Raw genomic sequence first — 16,642 nt, 5'->3', positions numbered from 1 at the left:
CCCCCGGACCCTTGGAGAGCACCCCGCATGCATGACGACCGCAGCCTGGTCGAAGCCCGCCTGAGGCGCGTCCTCGACGAGCGGCTCCGCCCCGCCGTGTACCCCGAGTCCGTGCCGCTGGACGTGGCGGTGTGGCACGCGCCCGACGAGCCGGTGCCCGTCGCCGAGGGCCTGGCGGCCGAACCGGAGCCCATCGCCGTGGGCGCCCGCTGGGGTGCTCCCTGGGGCACCAGCTGGTTCCGCGTCACCGGGACCGTCCCCGAGGCGTGGGCCGGGAAGACCGTCGAGGCCCTCCTCGACCTCGGCTTCGACGAGAACATGCCCGGCTTCCAGTGCGAGGGTCTGGTCTACCGGCCCGACGGCACCCCCGTGAAGGGCCTCAACCCGCGCAACCAGTGGGTGCGGATCGGCGCGCCCGTCGAGGGCGGCGAGGAGGTGCGCCTGCACATCGAGGCCGCGTCCAACCCCGTCATCCTCGACTACCACCCCTTCCTGCCCACGCGGTTGGGCGACAAGGAGACCGCCGGGGCCGAGCCGCAGTACCGGTTGGCGCGCATGGACCTCGCCGTCCTCGACGAGACCGTCTGGCAGCTCGTGATCGACCTGGAGGTGCTCGGCGAGCTGATGGCCGAACTGCCGGTGGAGTCGGCCCGGCGCTGGGAGATCCTGCGGGCGGTGGAGAAGGCGCTGGACGCGATCGACCTCCAGGACGTGAACGGCACGGCGGCGCAGGCAAGGGTACGGCTGGAGACGGTGCTGTCCGAGCCCGCCGTGCCCTCCGCCCACCGCATCAGCGCGATCGGCCACGCGCACATCGACTCGGCGTGGCTGTGGCCGCTGCGCGAGACGGTCCGCAAGGTCGCCCGTACGACCTCCAACATGACCGCGCTCCTCGACGACGAGCCGGAGTTCGTCTTCGCCATGTCCCAGGCGCAGCAGTGGGCCTGGGTCCGCGACCACCGGCCAGAGGTGTGGGCGCGGGTGAAGAAGGCGGTGGCGGACGGGCGGTTCGTGCCGGCCGGCGGCATGTGGGTGGAGTCGGACACCAACATGCCGGGCTCAGAGGCGATGGCCCGTCAGTTCGTGCACGGCAAGCGGTTCTTCCTCGACGAGTTCGGAGTCGAGAACGAGGAGGCGTGGCTGCCCGACACCTTCGGCTTCGCGGCCGGACTGCCCCAGATCATCAAGGCGGCAGGCTCCAAGTGGCTGCTGACACAGAAGATCTCCTGGTCGCAGACGAACAAGTTCCCGCACCACACCTTCCGCTGGGAGGGCATCGACGGCACCCGGATCTTCACCCACTTCCCGCCCGTCGACACCTACAACTGCTCCATGAAGGGCAGCGAGATCGCCCACGCGGCACGGAACTTCAAGGACAAGGGGGCCGCCCGCCACTCCCTCGCCCCCACCGGCTGGGGCGACGGAGGCGGCGGCACCACGAGGGAGATGATCGCCAAGGCGGCCCGCCTCCGCGACCTCGAAGGCTCGGCGACCGTGGCCTGGGAGACCCCGAAGGAGTTCTTCACCAAGGCCGAGGCCGAGTACCCCGAACCACCCGTCTGGGTGGGCGAGTTGTACCTCGAACTCCACCGGGCCACCCTCACCAGCCAGGCGAAGACCAAGCAGGGCAACCGCCGCAGCGAACACCTGCTGCGCGAGGCCGAACTGTGGGCGGCGACGGCGGCAGTACGAACGGGATTCCCGTACCCGTACGAGGAGTTGGACCGCATCTGGAAGACGGTGCTGCTCCACCAGTTCCACGACATCCTGCCGGGATCGTCGATCGCCTGGGTGCACCGGGAGGCGCGACGCACGTACGAGCGGCTCGCCGACGAGCTGAACGGCATCATCGACGCGGCCCAGCGCGCGCTGGCGGGGGAGGGGGCACGGGAACTGCTCTTCAATTCCGCACCCCACGGCCGAGCCGGAGTCGCCGCGGGCGGCGCCGGGACCGCGGTCGTCGAGGGGCGGACGACGGTGACCGAGCGGCCCGGCGGCGGACACGTCCTGGACAACGGCATCCTGCACGTCGAGGTCGACGCGCGCGGCCTGGCCGTCTCCGTGTACGACATCGAGGCCGACCGCGAGACGATCGCACCCGGCCGTGCCGGGAACCTCCTCCAGCTCCACCCGGACTTCCCGAACATGTGGGACGCGTGGGACGTGGACGAGTTCTACCGCAACACGGTCACGGATCTCACCGATGTGGACGAGCTCGCCCCCGAGGGGCACGGTGTGCGGATCGTGAGGACCTTCGGCGGCTCCCGCGTCACCCAGGTGCTGTCCCTCGCGCCGGGGGAGCGGCGGCTGCTCGTGGACACGGAGGTCGACTGGCACGAGACGGAGAAGTTCCTGAAGCTCGCCTTCCCGCTCGACGTGCACGCCGAACGGTACGCGTCGGAAACGCAGTTCGGGCACTTCCACCGCCCCACCCACACCAACACCTCCTGGGAGGCGGCGAAGTTCGAGGCCTGCAACCACCGCTTCGTCCACCTGGAGGAACCCGGCTGGGGCGTGGCGATCGTCAACGACTCGACGTACGGCCACGACGTGACCCGTACGGTCCGCACCGACGCCGACCGGGGCACGACCACCACGGTCCGGGTGTCACTGCTGCGCGCCCCGCGTTTCCCCGATCCCGAGACCGATCAGGGCGTCCACCACTTCCGGCACGCGCTGGTGCCGGGGGCGGGCATCGGGGACGCGGTACGGGAGGGGTGGCGGATCAATCTGCCGGAGCGGGTCGTACCGGGTGCCGAGGAGGTCGCCCCGCTGGTGACCGTCGACCAGGACGCGGTCGTCGTCACCGCCGTCAAGCTGGCGGACGACGGTAGCGGGGATGTGGTCGTGCGCTTCCACGAGGCACACGGGGGCCGGGCACGGGCCACCCTCACAGCGGGGTTCGAGGTCGCCGGGGTCACCGCGACGGATCTGCTGGAGCGCCCGTGGGCAGATGCCCCCGCGCTGCGGCGTGAGGGGAATGAGGTGTCCTTGCGCCTGCGGCCGTTCGAGCTGGTCACGCTGCGGTTCACCAGGGCTTGAGCAAGGGGGGCGGGGAGACCCGCCCCCCTTCACCTCGGGAGCTGAACCTCGCCGCAGCTCAGCTCCCGAGCTGCGCCCGCAGCCACTCCTCCACCTCGCCCACATGCGCGGCCGCCGCCGCCCGGGCCGCCTCCGGGTCGTGGGCGATCAGGGCCCGGTGGATCGCGGCATGTTCACGCCGCGTCCGTTCGAACGCGCCCTCCTCCTGGTAGCCGCGCCACACGCGTGCCCGGAAGGTGCGCGACGACAGGCCCTCCAGGATCGCCGCCATCGTGTCGTTGCCGGCCGCGACCGCGATCTCGCGGTGGAAGGCCAGGTCGTGGGCGAGGATCTCCTCGGGGTCGTCGGTGGCGTTCATCGCCGTGAGGTGTTTCTCGACCTCGGCCAGCTGGTCGGGCGTGATGCGGGCGGCGGCCAGCGCGGTCGCCGTCGACTCGAGGACGCGGCGCACCTCGAGCAGCTCCACCAGTCGCGGGCCCCGGGACAGGTCGGCGACCACGCCGAAGGTCTCCAGCAGGTCACCCGCCTCCAGCTGGGTGACGTAGATGCCCGAGCCGTGCCGGGCCTCCAGCACGCCCATCACCGTCAGCGCCCGGATCGCCTCGCGCATCGAACTGCGGGAGAGGCCCAGCTGGACGGCCAGATCACGCTCGGTCGGCAGCCGCTGGCCAGGTTCGAGCCGGCCCTCGCCGATCATCGCCTTGATCTGCTCGATGGCGCGCTGCGTCACGGTGCCCTTCTGCGGGGCTGTCTCGTCCACGCCATTCCTCCACATCACCGGGTGCGCCGCAGTCTAACCCCCAAGGTGGTCGGACCACTATGGCCGAAAGACGGGAAAATCTGCCGCCAGAGGCTATTGCCAGGGGCGAGTGGTCTGATAAGTATGCGGTCATCTGCTCGAACACGCTCATGCTCGATCACGCTCGACACGCTCAATGAGGAGCCACCAGATGCCCGGCAGAACAGTGGGGAAGCGGAACAGGTTTCGGATCATCGGCGCGGTCGCCGCGGCCGCGAGCGCCTCGCTCGTGCTCGCCGCGTGCGGCAGCACCAAGGACACCGGCAGCGCCGGCGCCGAGGGAGGCGACGGGACCGGCAAGGTAGGAGTGATCCTGCCGCTGCTGACCTCGCCGTTCTGGCAGTCGTACAACGACTACGTGCCCAAGATGGCCAAGTCCGAGGGGGTGGACACGCTGAAGACGGTCAACTCCAACAGCGACCCCTCCCAGCAGATCACCGACATCAACAACGAGCTCAACCAGGGCGTGAAGGGCCTGGTCGTCGCCCCGCTCGACAGCGCCGCCATCGAGGCCGGCCTCGACCAGGCCGAACGCAAGGGCGTCCCGGTCGTCGCGGTCGACGTGGCCCCCGACAAGGGCAAGGTCGCCATGGTCGTACGGGCGAACAACGTGTCGTACGGCGAGAAGGCCTGCCAGTACCTCGGGGAGCAGATCCCCTCCGGCAAGGTCGTGCAGATCATGGGCGACCTGGCCTCCGTCAACGGCCGCGACCGCTCCGAGGCCTTCCGGGCCTGCGTGAAGAAGAACTTCCCCAAGCTGAAGGTGCTGGAGATCCCCGCCAAGTGGGAGTCCGACGCGGCCGCCTCGCAGCTGGGCACCCTCCTGAACGCCAACCCCGACATCAAGGGCATCTACATGCAGGCCGGCGGCGTCTACCTCGCGCCGACCCTGCAGACCCTCAAGTCCAAGGGGATGCTGAAGAAGGCCGGGCAGGCGGGCCACATCACCATCGTCTCCAACGACGGCATCCCGCAGGAGTACGACGCCATCCGCAAGGGCGAGATCGACGCCACCGTCTCCCAGCCCGCCGACCTGTACGCCAAGTACGGCATGTACTACATCAAGGCGGCGATGCAGGGGAAGACCTTCAAGCCCGGCCCGACCGACCACGACTCCACGATCGTCAAGCTGCCCAGCGGCATCCTGGAGGACCAGCTGCCCGCGCCCCTGGTCACCAAGGACAACGTCGACGACCCCAAGCTGTGGGGCAACACGGTCAAATGAGCACCCCACTCGTTGAAGCCCAGGGGGTCGTCAAGCGGTACGGCCCCACGACCGCCCTCGCGGACGGCCGCCTCACCGTCCTGCCCGGCGAGTCCCACGCCCTCGTCGGCCGCAACGGCGCGGGCAAGTCCACCCTCGTCACGATCCTCACCGGCCTGCAGGCCCCCGACGAGGGCACCGTCCGCTTCGACGGCGAGCCCGCGCCGGCCCTCGCCGACCGGGACGCCTGGCGGAGCAAGGTCGCCTGCGTCTACCAGAAGCCCACCGTCGTACCCGAGTTGACGGTCGCAGAGAACCTCTTCATCAACCGGCAGCCCCTGCAGCGCGGGTTCATCAGCTGGCGTGGGCTCAGGACCCGGGCCGCCGAGCTCCTCGACACCTGGGACGTGCGCGTCGACCCGGAGGCGCGCACCGCCGACCTCAAGGTCGAGGACCGCCAAATGGTGGAAATCGCAAGGGCGTTGAGCTTCGGCGCCCGCTTCATCGTCCTCGACGAGCCGACCGCACAGCTCGACAAGCGGGAGATCGAGCGGCTCTTCGGCCGGATGCGCGCACTCCAGGACTCCGGCGTCACCTTCCTGTTCATCTCGCACCACCTCCAGGAGGTGTACGAGGTGTGCCAGACGGTGACGGTTCTCAGGGACGCCCGCTGGATCACCACGGCCCCGGTCGCCGACATGCCCCGGGCCGCCCTGATCGAGGCCATGGCCGGCGAGACCATCGCCGAACAGGCCGTACAGCTCAGGCAGGTCGAGGACACCGCCCCGGTCCTCCTCGACGTCCGCGGCCTCACCTCCGACGCCTACGAGAACGTCGACCTCACCGTGCGCCGCGGTGAGGTCGTCGGACTCGCCGGCATCAGCGGCAGCGGCAAGATCGAGCTGGCCGAGTCGTTCACGGGACTGCACACCCCGACGGACGGAGCGGCCCGGCTCGACGGCAGGCCACTGCCGTTCGGCGACGTACAGGCCAGCCTCAAGGCGGGAGTCGGCTTCGTCCCGCGTGACCGGCACGCGCAGGGCCTGGTCTTCGGCATGACCATCGGCGACAACGCCACTCTCAGCGTCCTGGACCGGCTCGGCCGCTACGGCTTCGTCGGCACCGACCGCAAGCGCGGCTTCGCCACCGAACTGATCGACCGGCTCGACATCCACACCGAGGGTCCCGACCAGCCCGTCTCCGACCTCTCCGGCGGCAACGCGCAGAAGGTCGTCATGGCCCGGGCCCTCGCCTCCGACCCCCGCCTGCTCGTCCTCATCAACCCGACCGCGGGCGTCGACGTGAAGTCCAAGGAGTCCCTGCTCTCCCGCGTGGACACCGCCCGTGAGGACGGCACCGCGGTCCTCGTCGTCTCCGACGAACTCGACGACCTGCGCCGTTGCGACCGCGTCCTCGTCCTCTTCCACGGCCGCGTGGTCGCCGAGCATCCGGCCGGCTGGCGCGACCACGAGCTGATCGCCTCCATCGAAGGAGTGGACCACCATGGCTGACACCCAGGCTCCGCCGGTGAAGCACGTGCGGGTGCCCGAGGCGCGGGCAGCCCGGACGGTCCTGCTGCGCCGCGCCCGCGAACTCGCCCTCGTTCCCGCCCTGTTGCTGCTCATGGTCCTCGGCGCGTTCGTCAACGACTCGTTCCTCACCGAGCGCAACCTGATCTCGATCCTCGGCGCCTCGGCCGCCCTCGCCATGGTGGTGCTCGCCGAGTCCCTCGTCCTGATCACCGGCAAGTTCGACCTCTCCCTGGAGTCGGTCGTCGGTATCGCGCCCGCCGTGGGAGCGCTCCTCGTCCTGCCCGCCGCCCAGTCCGGCTGGGGCACCGAGTTCCCGGCCGTCCTCGCCCTGCTCGGGGTCCTCGTCGTCGGCGCGGCGGTCGGCGCCTTCAACGGCATCCTGGTCGTGAAGTTCAAGCTCAACGCGTTCATCGTGACGCTCGCGATGCTGATCGTGCTGCGCGGACTGCTCGTCGGCGCCACCAAGGGCAAGACCCTCTTCGGCATGCCGGACAGCTTCTACTCCCTGGCCACCACGACCTTCCTGAACGTCCCCATGTCCGTGTGGCTCGCCGCGGTCGCCTTCGCCGTCACCGGCTTCGTCCTGAAGTACCACCGCATCGGCCGCTCCCTGTACGCGATCGGCGGCAACGCCGACGCGGCCCGCGCCGCCGGCATCCGCGTCGAACGGGTGATGCTCGGCGTGTTCGTCGTGGCCGGCGTCCTCGCCTCCGTCGGCGGCATCATGCAGACCGGCTACGTCGGCGCGATCAGCGCCAACCAGGGCCAGAACATGATCTTCACGGTGTTCGCGGCAGCGGTGATCGGCGGCATCAGCCTCGACGGCGGCAAGGGCACCATGTTCGGCGCCCTGACCGGCGTACTCCTGCTGGGTGTCGTACAGAACCTGCTGACACTCGCCCAGGTGCCGTCCTTCTGGATCCAGGCCATCTACGGCGGAATCATCCTGATCGCCCTCATGATCGCCCGTGTGACGACGGGGCGCGCCCAGGACTGAGCCCGCCCGCCCCGTCACCTACCGAAAGGCCTTCCGTGTCCTCGACCCCCGCCCGTGTCACCGCGGTAGACACCTACGACATCCGCTTCCCCACCTCGCGCGAGCTGGACGGCTCCGACGCGATGAACCCGGACCCCGACTACTCGGCGGCCTACGTCGTGCTGCGCACGGACGCGGCCGACGGGCACGAGGGGCACGGATTCACCTTCACCATCGGGCGGGGCAACGAGGTCCAGGTCGCCGCGATCGAGGCGCTGCGCGGGCATGTGGTCGGGCGGTCCGTCGAGGAACTGTGCGCGGACCCGGGGACGCTGAACCGCGACCTGATCGGCGACAGCCAGTTGCGCTGGCTCGGACCCGAGAAGGGCGTGATGCACATGGCGATCGGCGCGGTCGTCAACGCCGTGTGGGACCTGGCCGCCAAACGCGCGGACAAGCCGCTGTGGCGGCTGCTGGCCGAGGGCGACCCCGAGTGGCTGGTCGGCCAGATCGACTTCCGCTACCTCACGGACGCGCTCACCCCGGAGGAGGCCCTGGAGATCCTGCGGCGGGGGCGGGCGGGGGCCGACGAACGGGTCTCCGAGCTCCTCGCCACCGGCTACCCCGCGTACACCACCTCCGCCGGCTGGCTCGGCTACGACGACGAGAAGCTCACCCGGCTCGCGGCCGAGGCCGTCGCCGACGGCTTCCGGCAGATCAAGCTGAAGGTCGGCGCGGATCTGGAGGACGACGTACGGCGCTGCCGTGTCGCCCGCCAGGTCGTCGGCGCCGACATCCGCATGGCGATCGACGCCAACCAGCGCTGGGACGTCGACGAGGCGATCCGCTGGACCAAGGCGCTCGCCGAGTTCGACCCGTACTGGATCGAGGAGCCCACCAGCCCCGACGACATCCTCGGCCACGCGGCGATCCGCAAGGCCGTCGCCCCGGTCAAGGTCGCCACCGGCGAGCACGTCCAGAACCGGGTCGTCTTCAAGCAACTGCTCCAGGCCGGCGCCCTCGACGTCGTCCAGATCGACGCGGCCCGCGTCGGCGGTGTCAACGAGAACCTCGCCATCCTGCTGCTCGCCGCCAAGTTCGGCGTGCCGGTCTGCCCGCACGCGGGCGGGGTCGGCCTGTGCGAGCTCGTCCAGCACCTGTCGATGTTCGACTACGTGGCCGTCACCGGCACGACCGAGGACCGCGTCATCGAGTACGTCGACCATCTGCACGACCACTTCCTCGATCCCGTGGTGATCCGCGAAGGCCACTACACGGCACCCGTCGCGCCGGGCTTCTCGGCCGCCATGCGCCCCGAGTCCATCGCGCGGTACACGTTCCCCGGCGGCGCCTTCTGGGCAGAAGACCTCGCCAATGACACACAGAAGAAGGGGCAGGCGGCATGAGCGACTACGAGGGCCTCAAGGCCCTGGTGACCGGCGGCGCCTCCGGCATCGGCCGGGCCACCGCGGAACTCCTCGCCGCACGGGGTGCCCAGGTCGCCGTCCTCGACCTGGACCCCTCCTCGGTCGAGAAGCCGCTGCTCGCCTACCGCGCCGACGTCACCGACGACGCCTCCGTCCGCGAGGCCGTGGCCGCCGCCGTGGCCGACCTCGGCGGACTCGACGTCGTGGTCAACAACGCGGGCATCGGCGCCCAGGGCACCGTGGCGGACAACGACGACGACGAATGGCACCGCGTCCTCGACGTCAACGTCGTCGGCATGGTCCGGGTCGCCCGCGCCGCCCTGCCCCACCTGCGCGCGTCCGCGCACGCGGCGATCGTGAACACCTCCTCCATCGCGGCCACCGCGGGCCTCCCGCAACGGGCGCTGTACAGCGCGACCAAGGGGGCGGTGTACTCCCTGACCCTCGCCATGGCCGCCGACCACGTCCGCGAGGGCATCCGCGTGAACTGCGTCAACCCCGGTACGGCGGACACCCCGTGGATCGGGCGGCTGCTCGCCAAGGCCCCCGACCCGGCCGCCGAACGTACCGCCCTGGAGGCCCGCCAGCCCACCGGCCGGCTGGTCTCGGCGGACGAGGTCGCGGGCGCCATCGCCTACTTGGCGAGCCCCCTCTCCGGCGCCACCACCGGCACCTCTCTCGCCGTCGACGGTGGCATGCAGGGCCTGCGCCTGAGGCCGGTGGGCCAGTGAACACCCTCGGTACGAGCGGTGTGCGGGTCAGCGGACTGGGCTTCGGCGGCGCCGTCATCGGCAACCTGTTCACCGAGGTCAGCGACGAACAGGCGTACGAGGCGGTCACCGCCGCCTGGCAGCGCGGCATCCGCTACTTCGACACCGCCCCGCACTACGGTCTCGGACTGTCGGAACGCCGGCTGGGAGAGGCACTGCGCGAGCATCCACGCGCGGAGTACACGCTCTCCACGAAGGTGGGCCGCCGCCTGGAGCCGTCCGCGGACGGCGGGGACGACCTGGCCGACGGTTTCGCGGTCCCCGCCACCCACCGCCGCGTCTGGGACTTCAGCGGCGACGGCGTACGACGCACCCTCGAGTCGAGCCTCGAACGGCTCGGCCTCGACCGCGTGGACGTCGTCTACCTCCACGATCCCGACGACCAGGCGGAGGAGGCCTTCCGCGAGGGCTACCCGGCCCTGGAGAAGCTCCGCTCCGAGGGTGTCGTCGGGGCGATCGGCGCCGGCATGAACCAGGCCGGGATGCTGACCCGCTTCGTCCGCGAGACCGACGTCGACGTGGTGCTGTGCGCCGGCCGCTACACCCTGCTCGACCAGAGCGCGCTCACCGAGCTGCTTCCCGCCGCCGTGGCACGGGGCGTCTCCGTGGTGATCGGCGGCGCCTTCAACTCCGGGCTGCTGGCCGATCCGAGACCGGGAGCGACGTACAACTACGCGCAGGTCTCCGGGGGCGTGCTGGACCGGGCCCTGCGCATGCGGGAGGTCGCCGAGCGGCACGGCATCAGCCTGCGGGCCGCCGCCCTCGCCTTCTGCGCCGCTCACCCGGCCGTCGCGAGCGTCCTGGTGGGCGCCCGCTCGGCGGCCGAAGTCCAGGACGCCGCCGACCAGTTCGCGACCCCGGTGCCCCCCGCCTTCTGGCAGGAGCTGCGCGACACCGGTCTCCTGACCACCGAGGAGCCGTCATGAGAGTCGCCCTGCACACCAAGGTCCGCGCGGACCGCGTCGACGAGTACGAGTCAGCGCACCGCGAGGTCCCCGTCGAACTCACCGACGCGATCCGCGCCGCCGGGGCCCGCTCCTGGACAATCTGGCGCAGCGGCACCGACCTCTTCCACGTCCTGGAGTGCGAGGACTACGGCCGCCTCCTCGCCGAACTGGAGAAGCTCCCGGTGAACGTCACCTGGCAGGCCCGCATGGCCGAACTCCTCGACGTGGCGCACGACTACTCCGACGAGGGCGCCGACGCCGGCCTGCCCGTCGTGTGGGAGCTGCCATGACGGTGGTGGACGCGCACCACCATGTGTGGGACCTGTCGGTGCGGGACCAGGACTGGATCGACTCGGGCAGCCCGCTGCGACGGAACTTCACGATCGGGGACCTCGCCCCCGAGGCCCGCGCGGCGGGCGTCGAACGCACGGTCCTCGTCCAGACGGTCACCGTGCCCGAGGAGACCCCGGAGTTCCTGGCCCTCGCCGCCGGGCACGACGTGATCGCGGGTGTCGTCGGCTGGACCGACCTGACCCGTCCCGATGCCGCCGAGGAGTTGGCACGTCTGCGCGAACTCCCCGGCGGGACCTGCCTCAAGGGCATCCGCCACCAGGTCCAGGGCGAGCCGGATCCCGAGTGGCTGCTGCGGCCGGACGTACGCCGTGGCCTGATCGCGGTGGCCGAAGCGGGTCTGGTGTACGACCTGGTCGTCCTGCCCCACCAACTGCCCGCCTGCGCCAAGGCGGCCGAGTCGCTGCCGCAACTCACCTTCGTCCTGGACCACTTGGGCAAGCCGCCCATCGCCTCCGGCGCCCTGGAACCCTGGGCGGCCGACGTCCGTGCCCTCGCCGCCCTGCCCAACACCGTCTGCAAACTCTCCGGCATGGTCACCGAGGCGGACCTCGACTCCTGGACGATCGACGACCTGCGCCCGTACGCCGACACGGTCCTGGACGCCTTCGGCCCGGACCATCTCATGTTCGGCTCGGACTGGCCGGTGTGCACCCTGGGAGCGACATACGGCGAAGTACTCGACACCGCACGCCGGCTGACGCCCGTGTCCGCGCACCCCCAGGTCTTCGGGGCCACGGCCACGCGCGTCTACGGACTCGGCGACCCGCTCTAGGGGCTCACGGCCTCCGCCAGCCGTGTGGGCGGCAGAAACTCCCGCACATACGTCCGCTCCCAGCACGCCCCCGTCTCCCGCAGCTCCCGCCACGTCGTGTACCGGTACCGGAAGAGGCGGGCGCGGACATGGCGGGGCGGCTCGTCCGGCGGGAACGGTGAGCGGCGCAGCAGCCTCAGCGTGGCGGGGTCGTTCTCCAGAAGCCGTTCGACCATGGTGCCGAACCACGCCTGGGCGTACGCCGGGGACAGCGCGGCGAACCACATCATCCAGTCCAGGCGCAGATGGTAGGGCGCGAACTGGCGCGGCCAGCGTCGTGGATCGCCCGGCTTGCCCTTGAACTCGTACTCCTTCCACTCGGAGTCCCCGCGCGGTGCGTCGTCCGCCGTCCCCTCGACGACCACCTCGTAGCGGATCCGGCTGACGCTGCCGAACGCGCCGTAGGTGTTGACCAGATGGAGCGGGTCGAAGGAGCGGTTCATGATCTGGCTCCGGGAGATCATGTTGCGGACCGGGTGGTAGCTCAGGCCCAGGAGCAGCGCGGCGACGGCGAGGACGACCACCTCGTACCAGAGCGGGGTGGCGGGCAGGTCGGGTGCCTCGCCCCTGAGGTCCAGCGCCGGCACCGCCAGCACGATCGTGATCCAGTTCAGCCAGGCGAAGTTGCCCGAGAGCACCAGCCACAGCTGGGTCACGATCATCAGGGACGCGGCCGCCGTGGCGATCGGCTGCGGGGTGAACAGGAGGAAGGGAACCACCAGTTGGGTGACATGGTTCGCGGCCACCTCCACCCGGTGCAGCGGCCGGGGCAGATGGTGGAAGAACCAGCTCAGCGGCCCCGGCATCGGCTGTGTCTCGTGGTGGTGGTCGAGGCAGGTGAGCTTGCGCCAGCAGGCGTCGCCGCGCATCTTGATGAGCCCCGCGCCGAACTCGACCCGGAACAGGATCCAGCGCAGGAGGAACAGCACCAGGACCGGCGGGGCCACTTCGTCGTTGCCGAGGAGCACCGCGAGGAAGCCGACCTCCAGCAGCAGGGACTCCCAGCCGAAGCCGTACCAGGTCTGGCCCACGTTGACGATCGACAGATACAGCAGCCAGGGCACCAGCCACAGCAGCATCCCGCCCCACAGCGGCAGCAGGGAGTCGAGACCCGCCGCCAGCGCGACCGCCACCGCACAGCCCGTCCACGCGCAGAGAGCGAAGAACCGGTCCGAGTAGTGGAGCTGGAAGAGACTCGGCGCCCTCCGGAAGGGCACGCGGGCGACGAAACGCGGGATCGGCAGCATCCCGCGCTCCCCGAGCAGCGCCCGGAACTGCAGGGCCGCCGCCAGGAACGCGACGAAGTACAGCCCGGCCAGAGCCCGCTGGAAGACCAGCCGGCTCAGCCAGTAGTCGGGTGCGGTGAACCAGTCCACGGCCGTGTTCTCCTGCCTCCATTGTCCCGCCGAGTCCTGCGTGACTCTCCGTGTACCTTGCCTCTGCTTGCGCAACCCACGTGTGTGGAGCAGACAATAGTGACGAACTGCCCGGGACGGACGGGAGAACGTGGTGCGGACACCCCACCGGACCCTCGTCACGGCCTGCACGCTCGCGGTGGCACTCCTCGTTGCCGGATGCGGCGGAGACGGCGACAAGGGCAACGCCGAGACGAACGGCGAACTCCTTCTTCAGCCGGCCGCGGCCCACGGGCCGAGCCCCTTCACCCGCTCCACGGCGACCTCGGTGGCGTTACCCCTCACCCGAACGCCCCAGCGGGCCTCGACCGCCCCGCGGACCGTCTCCGGCGGGATGCCCGGTCTCTACGGGGGCACCGAGCGGGTCGCCAGTTGTGACGTGGCACGGCAGATCGACGACCTGACCGCGGACCGGTCAAGGCAGAGCGCGTTCGCCCAGGTTGTGGGTGTCCCTCCGGCCGCGGTGCCGGACTTCCTGCGCGGGCTCGCCCCGGTCGTCCTGCGGGCCGACACTCTCGTCACCGACCACGGGTATAGCGCCGGCCGGGCGAGCGGCTTCCGGTCCGTCCTCCAGGCGGGCACCGCCGTCCTCGTCGACGACCGTGGCGTCCCACGCGTCCGCTGCGCCTGCGGCAACCCCTTGACGCCGCCGGTGGCGATGCGGAGCGGCGCGGTCCGGGGCGGGCATCCGTGGCCCGGATACCGGCCCGACCGGGTGGTCGTGGTGGCCCCCAGCGAGCAGGTCGTCGCGGACATCACGATCATCGACCTCGTCCACCACACCTGGATCGAACGGCTGATCGACCACGACTGCCGGCACGACCATGTCGTACCCCCGCCGCAGCCGGAACCGCCGACTCCCACGCCGGCTCCCCCGACGCCCCTCGGTCCGCGCCCGGACGAGACGGCGTCCCCGGACGCCTTGCCGAGCGCCGAGAGCGACTGCACCACTCCCACCGGCACACCTGGCGCCGTCGGGACCGAGGAGCCGTACGACGAGAACTGCCCCATGGCCACCCCGCCGCCCACGACCGGGCCCGGCGTCCCCGCGGCCCCGCCGGACGGCACCCGTACGACCGTCCCCGTGGAGCCGGAGACCGGGATCGGCCCCGAGACCGTTCCGGACATCCCCGATCTCCCCGACGGCGGCGGGCTGATCCCCGACGATCCGCCGGAGCCGGCCGGCACGGCCGACGGCTCTGGTGTCTGACGGCTTCGGAGCGCCCCTGCCGCCGGGTCGAAGAATCGGACAAATCCTGGCAAGGTAGCCCCATGGTTGATCGGGGAGCGAGCGCCCTGTCACTCCCGGACGACTGGCCCGCCCACCCGGATCCGATCCTGGCGCTCAACCGTATGGGCAGCTTCGACTGGGACCTGGACAGCGGTCTGTTCCACATGGACGCCCAGGCCCACGAGGTCTTCGACCTGCGCCCCGACGAATTCGACGACAACCCCGTGAGCCTCGCCGGCCGGGTGCCGAGGGCCGAGGCCCACCGCCTGGACGCCCTGGTCGCCCAGGCGATCAAGGACGGCAGCGAGAACTACGGCACCTACTTCCGCCTGCGATGCCGCGACGGCAGCCTGCGCTGGACCCACACCCAGGGCTACATCCGTCGCGACGAGACGGGCCGCCCGCGGCGGATCATCGGCATCGTCCGCGACGCCACCCAGGAGATGGGCGAGCTGGAGGCCCGCCGGGAGCAGGCCGCCCAGGACGAGGCCAGGCGCCAGCAGACCAACGTCGTCCAGCTCACCACCGCCGCCCTCGCCCACGCCCGCACCGTCCAGGACGTCATCGACGTCCTCAAGGACACCCACGGACTCACCCACCTCGGCGCCACCAGCCTGGTCATGGGCCTGGTCGAGGCCGGCCGGATCCGGCTGATCGCCGAGGGCCCCGCGGGCAGCTTCGTGCCCGGCACCGACATCACCCGGATCGACGAGCCGTACCCGATGAGCGAGGCCGTGCGCACGCTCACCCCGCGCTTCATCGAGTCACCGCAGGAGTTCGCCGATCGCTACCCGATCCTGTGGCCGCACATCACCGGCCTCAACATCACCTCAGCCGCCTACCTCCCGCTGATCGCCGAGGCCCGTCCGATCGGCGCGATGGGTCTGCTGTACAGCGACCGGTACGGCTTCACTCCCGAGGACCGCAACGTCCTGATCGCCCTCGGCAGCAGCATCGCCCAGAGCCTCCAGCGGGCCATGCTGTACGAGCAGGAGAAGGACCTCGCCACCGGGCTCCAGCAGGCGATGCTGCCGCGCACCATCCCGAGCGTCCCCGGCGCAGACGTCGCCGTCCGCTACCGGGCCGCCAGCACCGAAGGCTCACTGGGCCGGGACATCGGCGGCGACTGGTACGACCTGATCCCGCTGCCCGGCGGCCGCGTCGGCGCCGTCATCGGAGACGTCCAGGGCCATGACACGCACGCCGCCGCCGTCATGGGCCAGCTGCGGATCGTCCTCCGGGCCTACGCGGCCGAGGGGCACACCCCGGCCACCGTGATGGCCCGCGCCTCCGTGTTTCTCCACGAACTAGACACCGACCGCTTCGCGACCTGTCTGTACGCGGAGGCCGACCTGTCCACCGGAGTCGTCCAGGTGGTCCGGGCGGGCCACATCGACCCGCTGGTCCGGCAGGCCGGGGGCAGCTGCCGCCGGGTGACCGTGGACGGGGGACTGCCGCTCGGGCTGTCCGCCGAGTTCGGGCAGCTCGACTATCCCGTGGCCACCCTCGAACTCGGCCCCGGGGACACCCTGCTGCTGTGCACCGACGGGCTCGTCGAAGAGCCCGGCGCCGACCTCGACGACGGCATGCAGACCCTCACGACCCTCATCACGGCCGGCCCCACCGACGTGTGGGAGCTGGCCGACCGGCTCATCGACGTGGCCGAGGAACGCGCCGGCGACGACGACGTGGCGCTGCTCCTGCTGCTCCGCCGCGGCCTGGACGGCCCGCAGTCCGGCGGCCGCGTCCAGCAGCACGTGGCGCCCGGGGACCCCGAGGCCCTCACCCAGGCCCGGCACATGATCCGGGCCGCGGTCGGCTCCTGGGGCGCGCGGGAGCGCTCCGACGAGATCGAACTGGTCGCCGACGAGCTGATCACCAACGCCCTGATGCACACCGAGGGCGCCGCGATCGTCACCCTGCGGGTCCTGACCCGCTCCGACCGGCGGATGCGCGTCGAGGTCGAGGACTCCTCCAGCGCCCTGCCCCGCCGCCGGGAGGCGGGCGAGTCGGGGGTCTCGGGCCGAGGCCTGCTCCTGGTCGACCTGCTGAGCGACGTCTGGGGCGTGGAGGCGCGGGGCGGCGGGAAGTGCGTGTGGTGCGAGTTCGTCGTACGGGAGCGGACCTGACCTGA

Annotated in this window: 13 protein-coding genes; 11 read left to right on the top strand and 2 right to left on the bottom strand. The window is 71.1% G+C overall.

Annotated elements, in window-relative coordinates:
* The first annotated feature begins 27 nt into the window (after positions 1-27).
* Positions 28-3,042, top strand: a complete 3,015-nt coding sequence (locus M2157_RS07830; RefSeq protein ID WP_280864856.1) for a glycoside hydrolase family 38 C-terminal domain-containing protein — start codon at positions 28-30, stop codon at positions 3,040-3,042.
* Between the two features lie 58 nt (positions 3,043-3,100).
* Here M2157_RS07830 and M2157_RS07825 read toward each other — a convergent pair whose 3' ends face one another.
* Positions 3,101-3,802 carry a FadR/GntR family transcriptional regulator gene (locus M2157_RS07825; protein WP_280864855.1) on the bottom strand — a complete coding sequence of 234 codons (702 nt, stop codon included), beginning with the start codon at positions 3,800-3,802 and terminating at the stop codon, positions 3,101-3,103.
* Positions 3,803-3,992: 190 nt separating this feature from the next.
* Between M2157_RS07825 and M2157_RS07820 the strand changes: the two genes are divergently transcribed.
* The 8 genes from M2157_RS07820 to M2157_RS07785 are packed head-to-tail and all read left to right on the top strand — an operon-like array spanning position 3,993 to position 11,823.
* Positions 3,993-5,066 carry a sugar ABC transporter substrate-binding protein gene (locus M2157_RS07820; RefSeq protein ID WP_280861072.1) on the top strand — a complete coding sequence of 358 codons (1,074 nt, stop codon included), beginning with the start codon at positions 3,993-3,995 and terminating at the stop codon, positions 5,064-5,066.
* Positions 5,063-6,556 (top strand): sugar ABC transporter ATP-binding protein, encoded by a 1,494-nt coding sequence (locus M2157_RS07815; RefSeq protein WP_280864854.1) that lies wholly within the window; start codon positions 5,063-5,065, stop codon positions 6,554-6,556. The genes M2157_RS07820 and M2157_RS07815 overlap by 4 nt, the downstream gene beginning before the upstream one ends.
* Complete coding sequence (locus M2157_RS07810) at positions 6,549-7,574, top strand: ABC transporter permease (RefSeq protein WP_280861070.1); 1,026 nt, start codon at positions 6,549-6,551, stop codon at positions 7,572-7,574. Before M2157_RS07815 ends, M2157_RS07810 begins: the two co-directional genes overlap by 8 nt.
* 35 nt (positions 7,575-7,609) lie before the next feature.
* A complete protein-coding gene (locus M2157_RS07805) occupies positions 7,610-8,959 on the top strand; it encodes an L-fuconate dehydratase (RefSeq protein ID WP_280861069.1) in 1,350 nt (449 codons plus the stop codon).
* Positions 8,956-9,711: an SDR family oxidoreductase gene (locus tag M2157_RS07800; protein ID WP_280864853.1), complete on the top strand. Its 756-nt coding sequence runs from the start codon at positions 8,956-8,958 to the stop codon at positions 9,709-9,711. Before M2157_RS07805 ends, M2157_RS07800 begins: the two co-directional genes overlap by 4 nt.
* A complete protein-coding gene (locus tag M2157_RS07795; RefSeq protein WP_280864852.1) occupies positions 9,708-10,676 on the top strand; it encodes an aldo/keto reductase in 969 nt (322 codons plus the stop codon). Before M2157_RS07800 ends, M2157_RS07795 begins: the two co-directional genes overlap by 4 nt.
* Positions 10,673-10,987, top strand: coding sequence for an L-rhamnose mutarotase (locus M2157_RS07790; protein ID WP_280864851.1), 315 nt, complete (start codon positions 10,673-10,675; stop codon positions 10,985-10,987). Before M2157_RS07795 ends, M2157_RS07790 begins: the two co-directional genes overlap by 4 nt.
* A complete protein-coding gene (locus tag M2157_RS07785) occupies positions 10,984-11,823 on the top strand; it encodes an amidohydrolase family protein (RefSeq protein WP_280864850.1) in 840 nt (279 codons plus the stop codon). Before M2157_RS07790 ends, M2157_RS07785 begins: the two co-directional genes overlap by 4 nt.
* Here M2157_RS07785 and M2157_RS07780 read toward each other — a convergent pair.
* A complete protein-coding gene (locus tag M2157_RS07780; RefSeq protein ID WP_280864848.1) occupies positions 11,820-13,238 on the bottom strand; it encodes a lipase maturation factor family protein in 1,419 nt (472 codons plus the stop codon). The genes M2157_RS07785 and M2157_RS07780 overlap by 4 nt on opposite strands.
* A 133-nt stretch (positions 13,239-13,371) precedes the next feature.
* Here M2157_RS07780 and M2157_RS07775 point away from each other — a divergent pair, with 133 nt between their 5' ends.
* Positions 13,372-14,487, top strand: coding sequence for a DUF6777 domain-containing protein (locus tag M2157_RS07775; protein WP_280864847.1), 1,116 nt, complete (start codon positions 13,372-13,374; stop codon positions 14,485-14,487).
* Positions 14,488-14,549: 62 nt separating this feature from the next.
* Positions 14,550-16,637 (top strand): SpoIIE family protein phosphatase, encoded by a 2,088-nt coding sequence (locus M2157_RS07770; RefSeq protein ID WP_280864846.1) that lies wholly within the window; start codon positions 14,550-14,552, stop codon positions 16,635-16,637.
* The last annotated feature ends 5 nt before the right edge of the window (positions 16,638-16,642 follow it).

Origin of the sequence: Streptomyces sp. SAI-127, assembly GCF_029894425.1 — a bacterium.
Classification (GTDB): domain Bacteria; phylum Actinomycetota; class Actinomycetes; order Streptomycetales; family Streptomycetaceae; genus Streptomyces.
This window is presented reverse-complemented; position numbering and strand designations above follow the sequence as displayed.

Bases quoted from the DNA above. Each gene is read 5' to 3' on its own strand.
- M2157_RS07830 (WP_280864856.1), top strand. From the start codon at position 28: ATGCATGACGACCGCAGCCTGGTCGAAGCCCGCCTGAGGCGCGTCCTC.
- M2157_RS07820 (WP_280861072.1), top strand. From the start codon at position 3,993: ATGCCCGGCAGAACAGTGGGGAAGCGGAACAGGTTTCGGATCATCGGC.
- M2157_RS07815 (WP_280864854.1), top strand. From the start codon at position 5,063: ATGAGCACCCCACTCGTTGAAGCCCAGGGGGTCGTCAAGCGGTACGGC.
- M2157_RS07810 (WP_280861070.1), top strand. From the start codon at position 6,549: ATGGCTGACACCCAGGCTCCGCCGGTGAAGCACGTGCGGGTGCCCGAG.
- M2157_RS07800 (WP_280864853.1), top strand. From the start codon at position 8,956: ATGAGCGACTACGAGGGCCTCAAGGCCCTGGTGACCGGCGGCGCCTCC.
- M2157_RS07790 (WP_280864851.1), top strand. From the start codon at position 10,673: ATGAGAGTCGCCCTGCACACCAAGGTCCGCGCGGACCGCGTCGACGAG.
- M2157_RS07785 (WP_280864850.1), top strand. From the start codon at position 10,984: ATGACGGTGGTGGACGCGCACCACCATGTGTGGGACCTGTCGGTGCGG.
- M2157_RS07770 (WP_280864846.1), top strand. From the start codon at position 14,550: ATGGTTGATCGGGGAGCGAGCGCCCTGTCACTCCCGGACGACTGGCCC.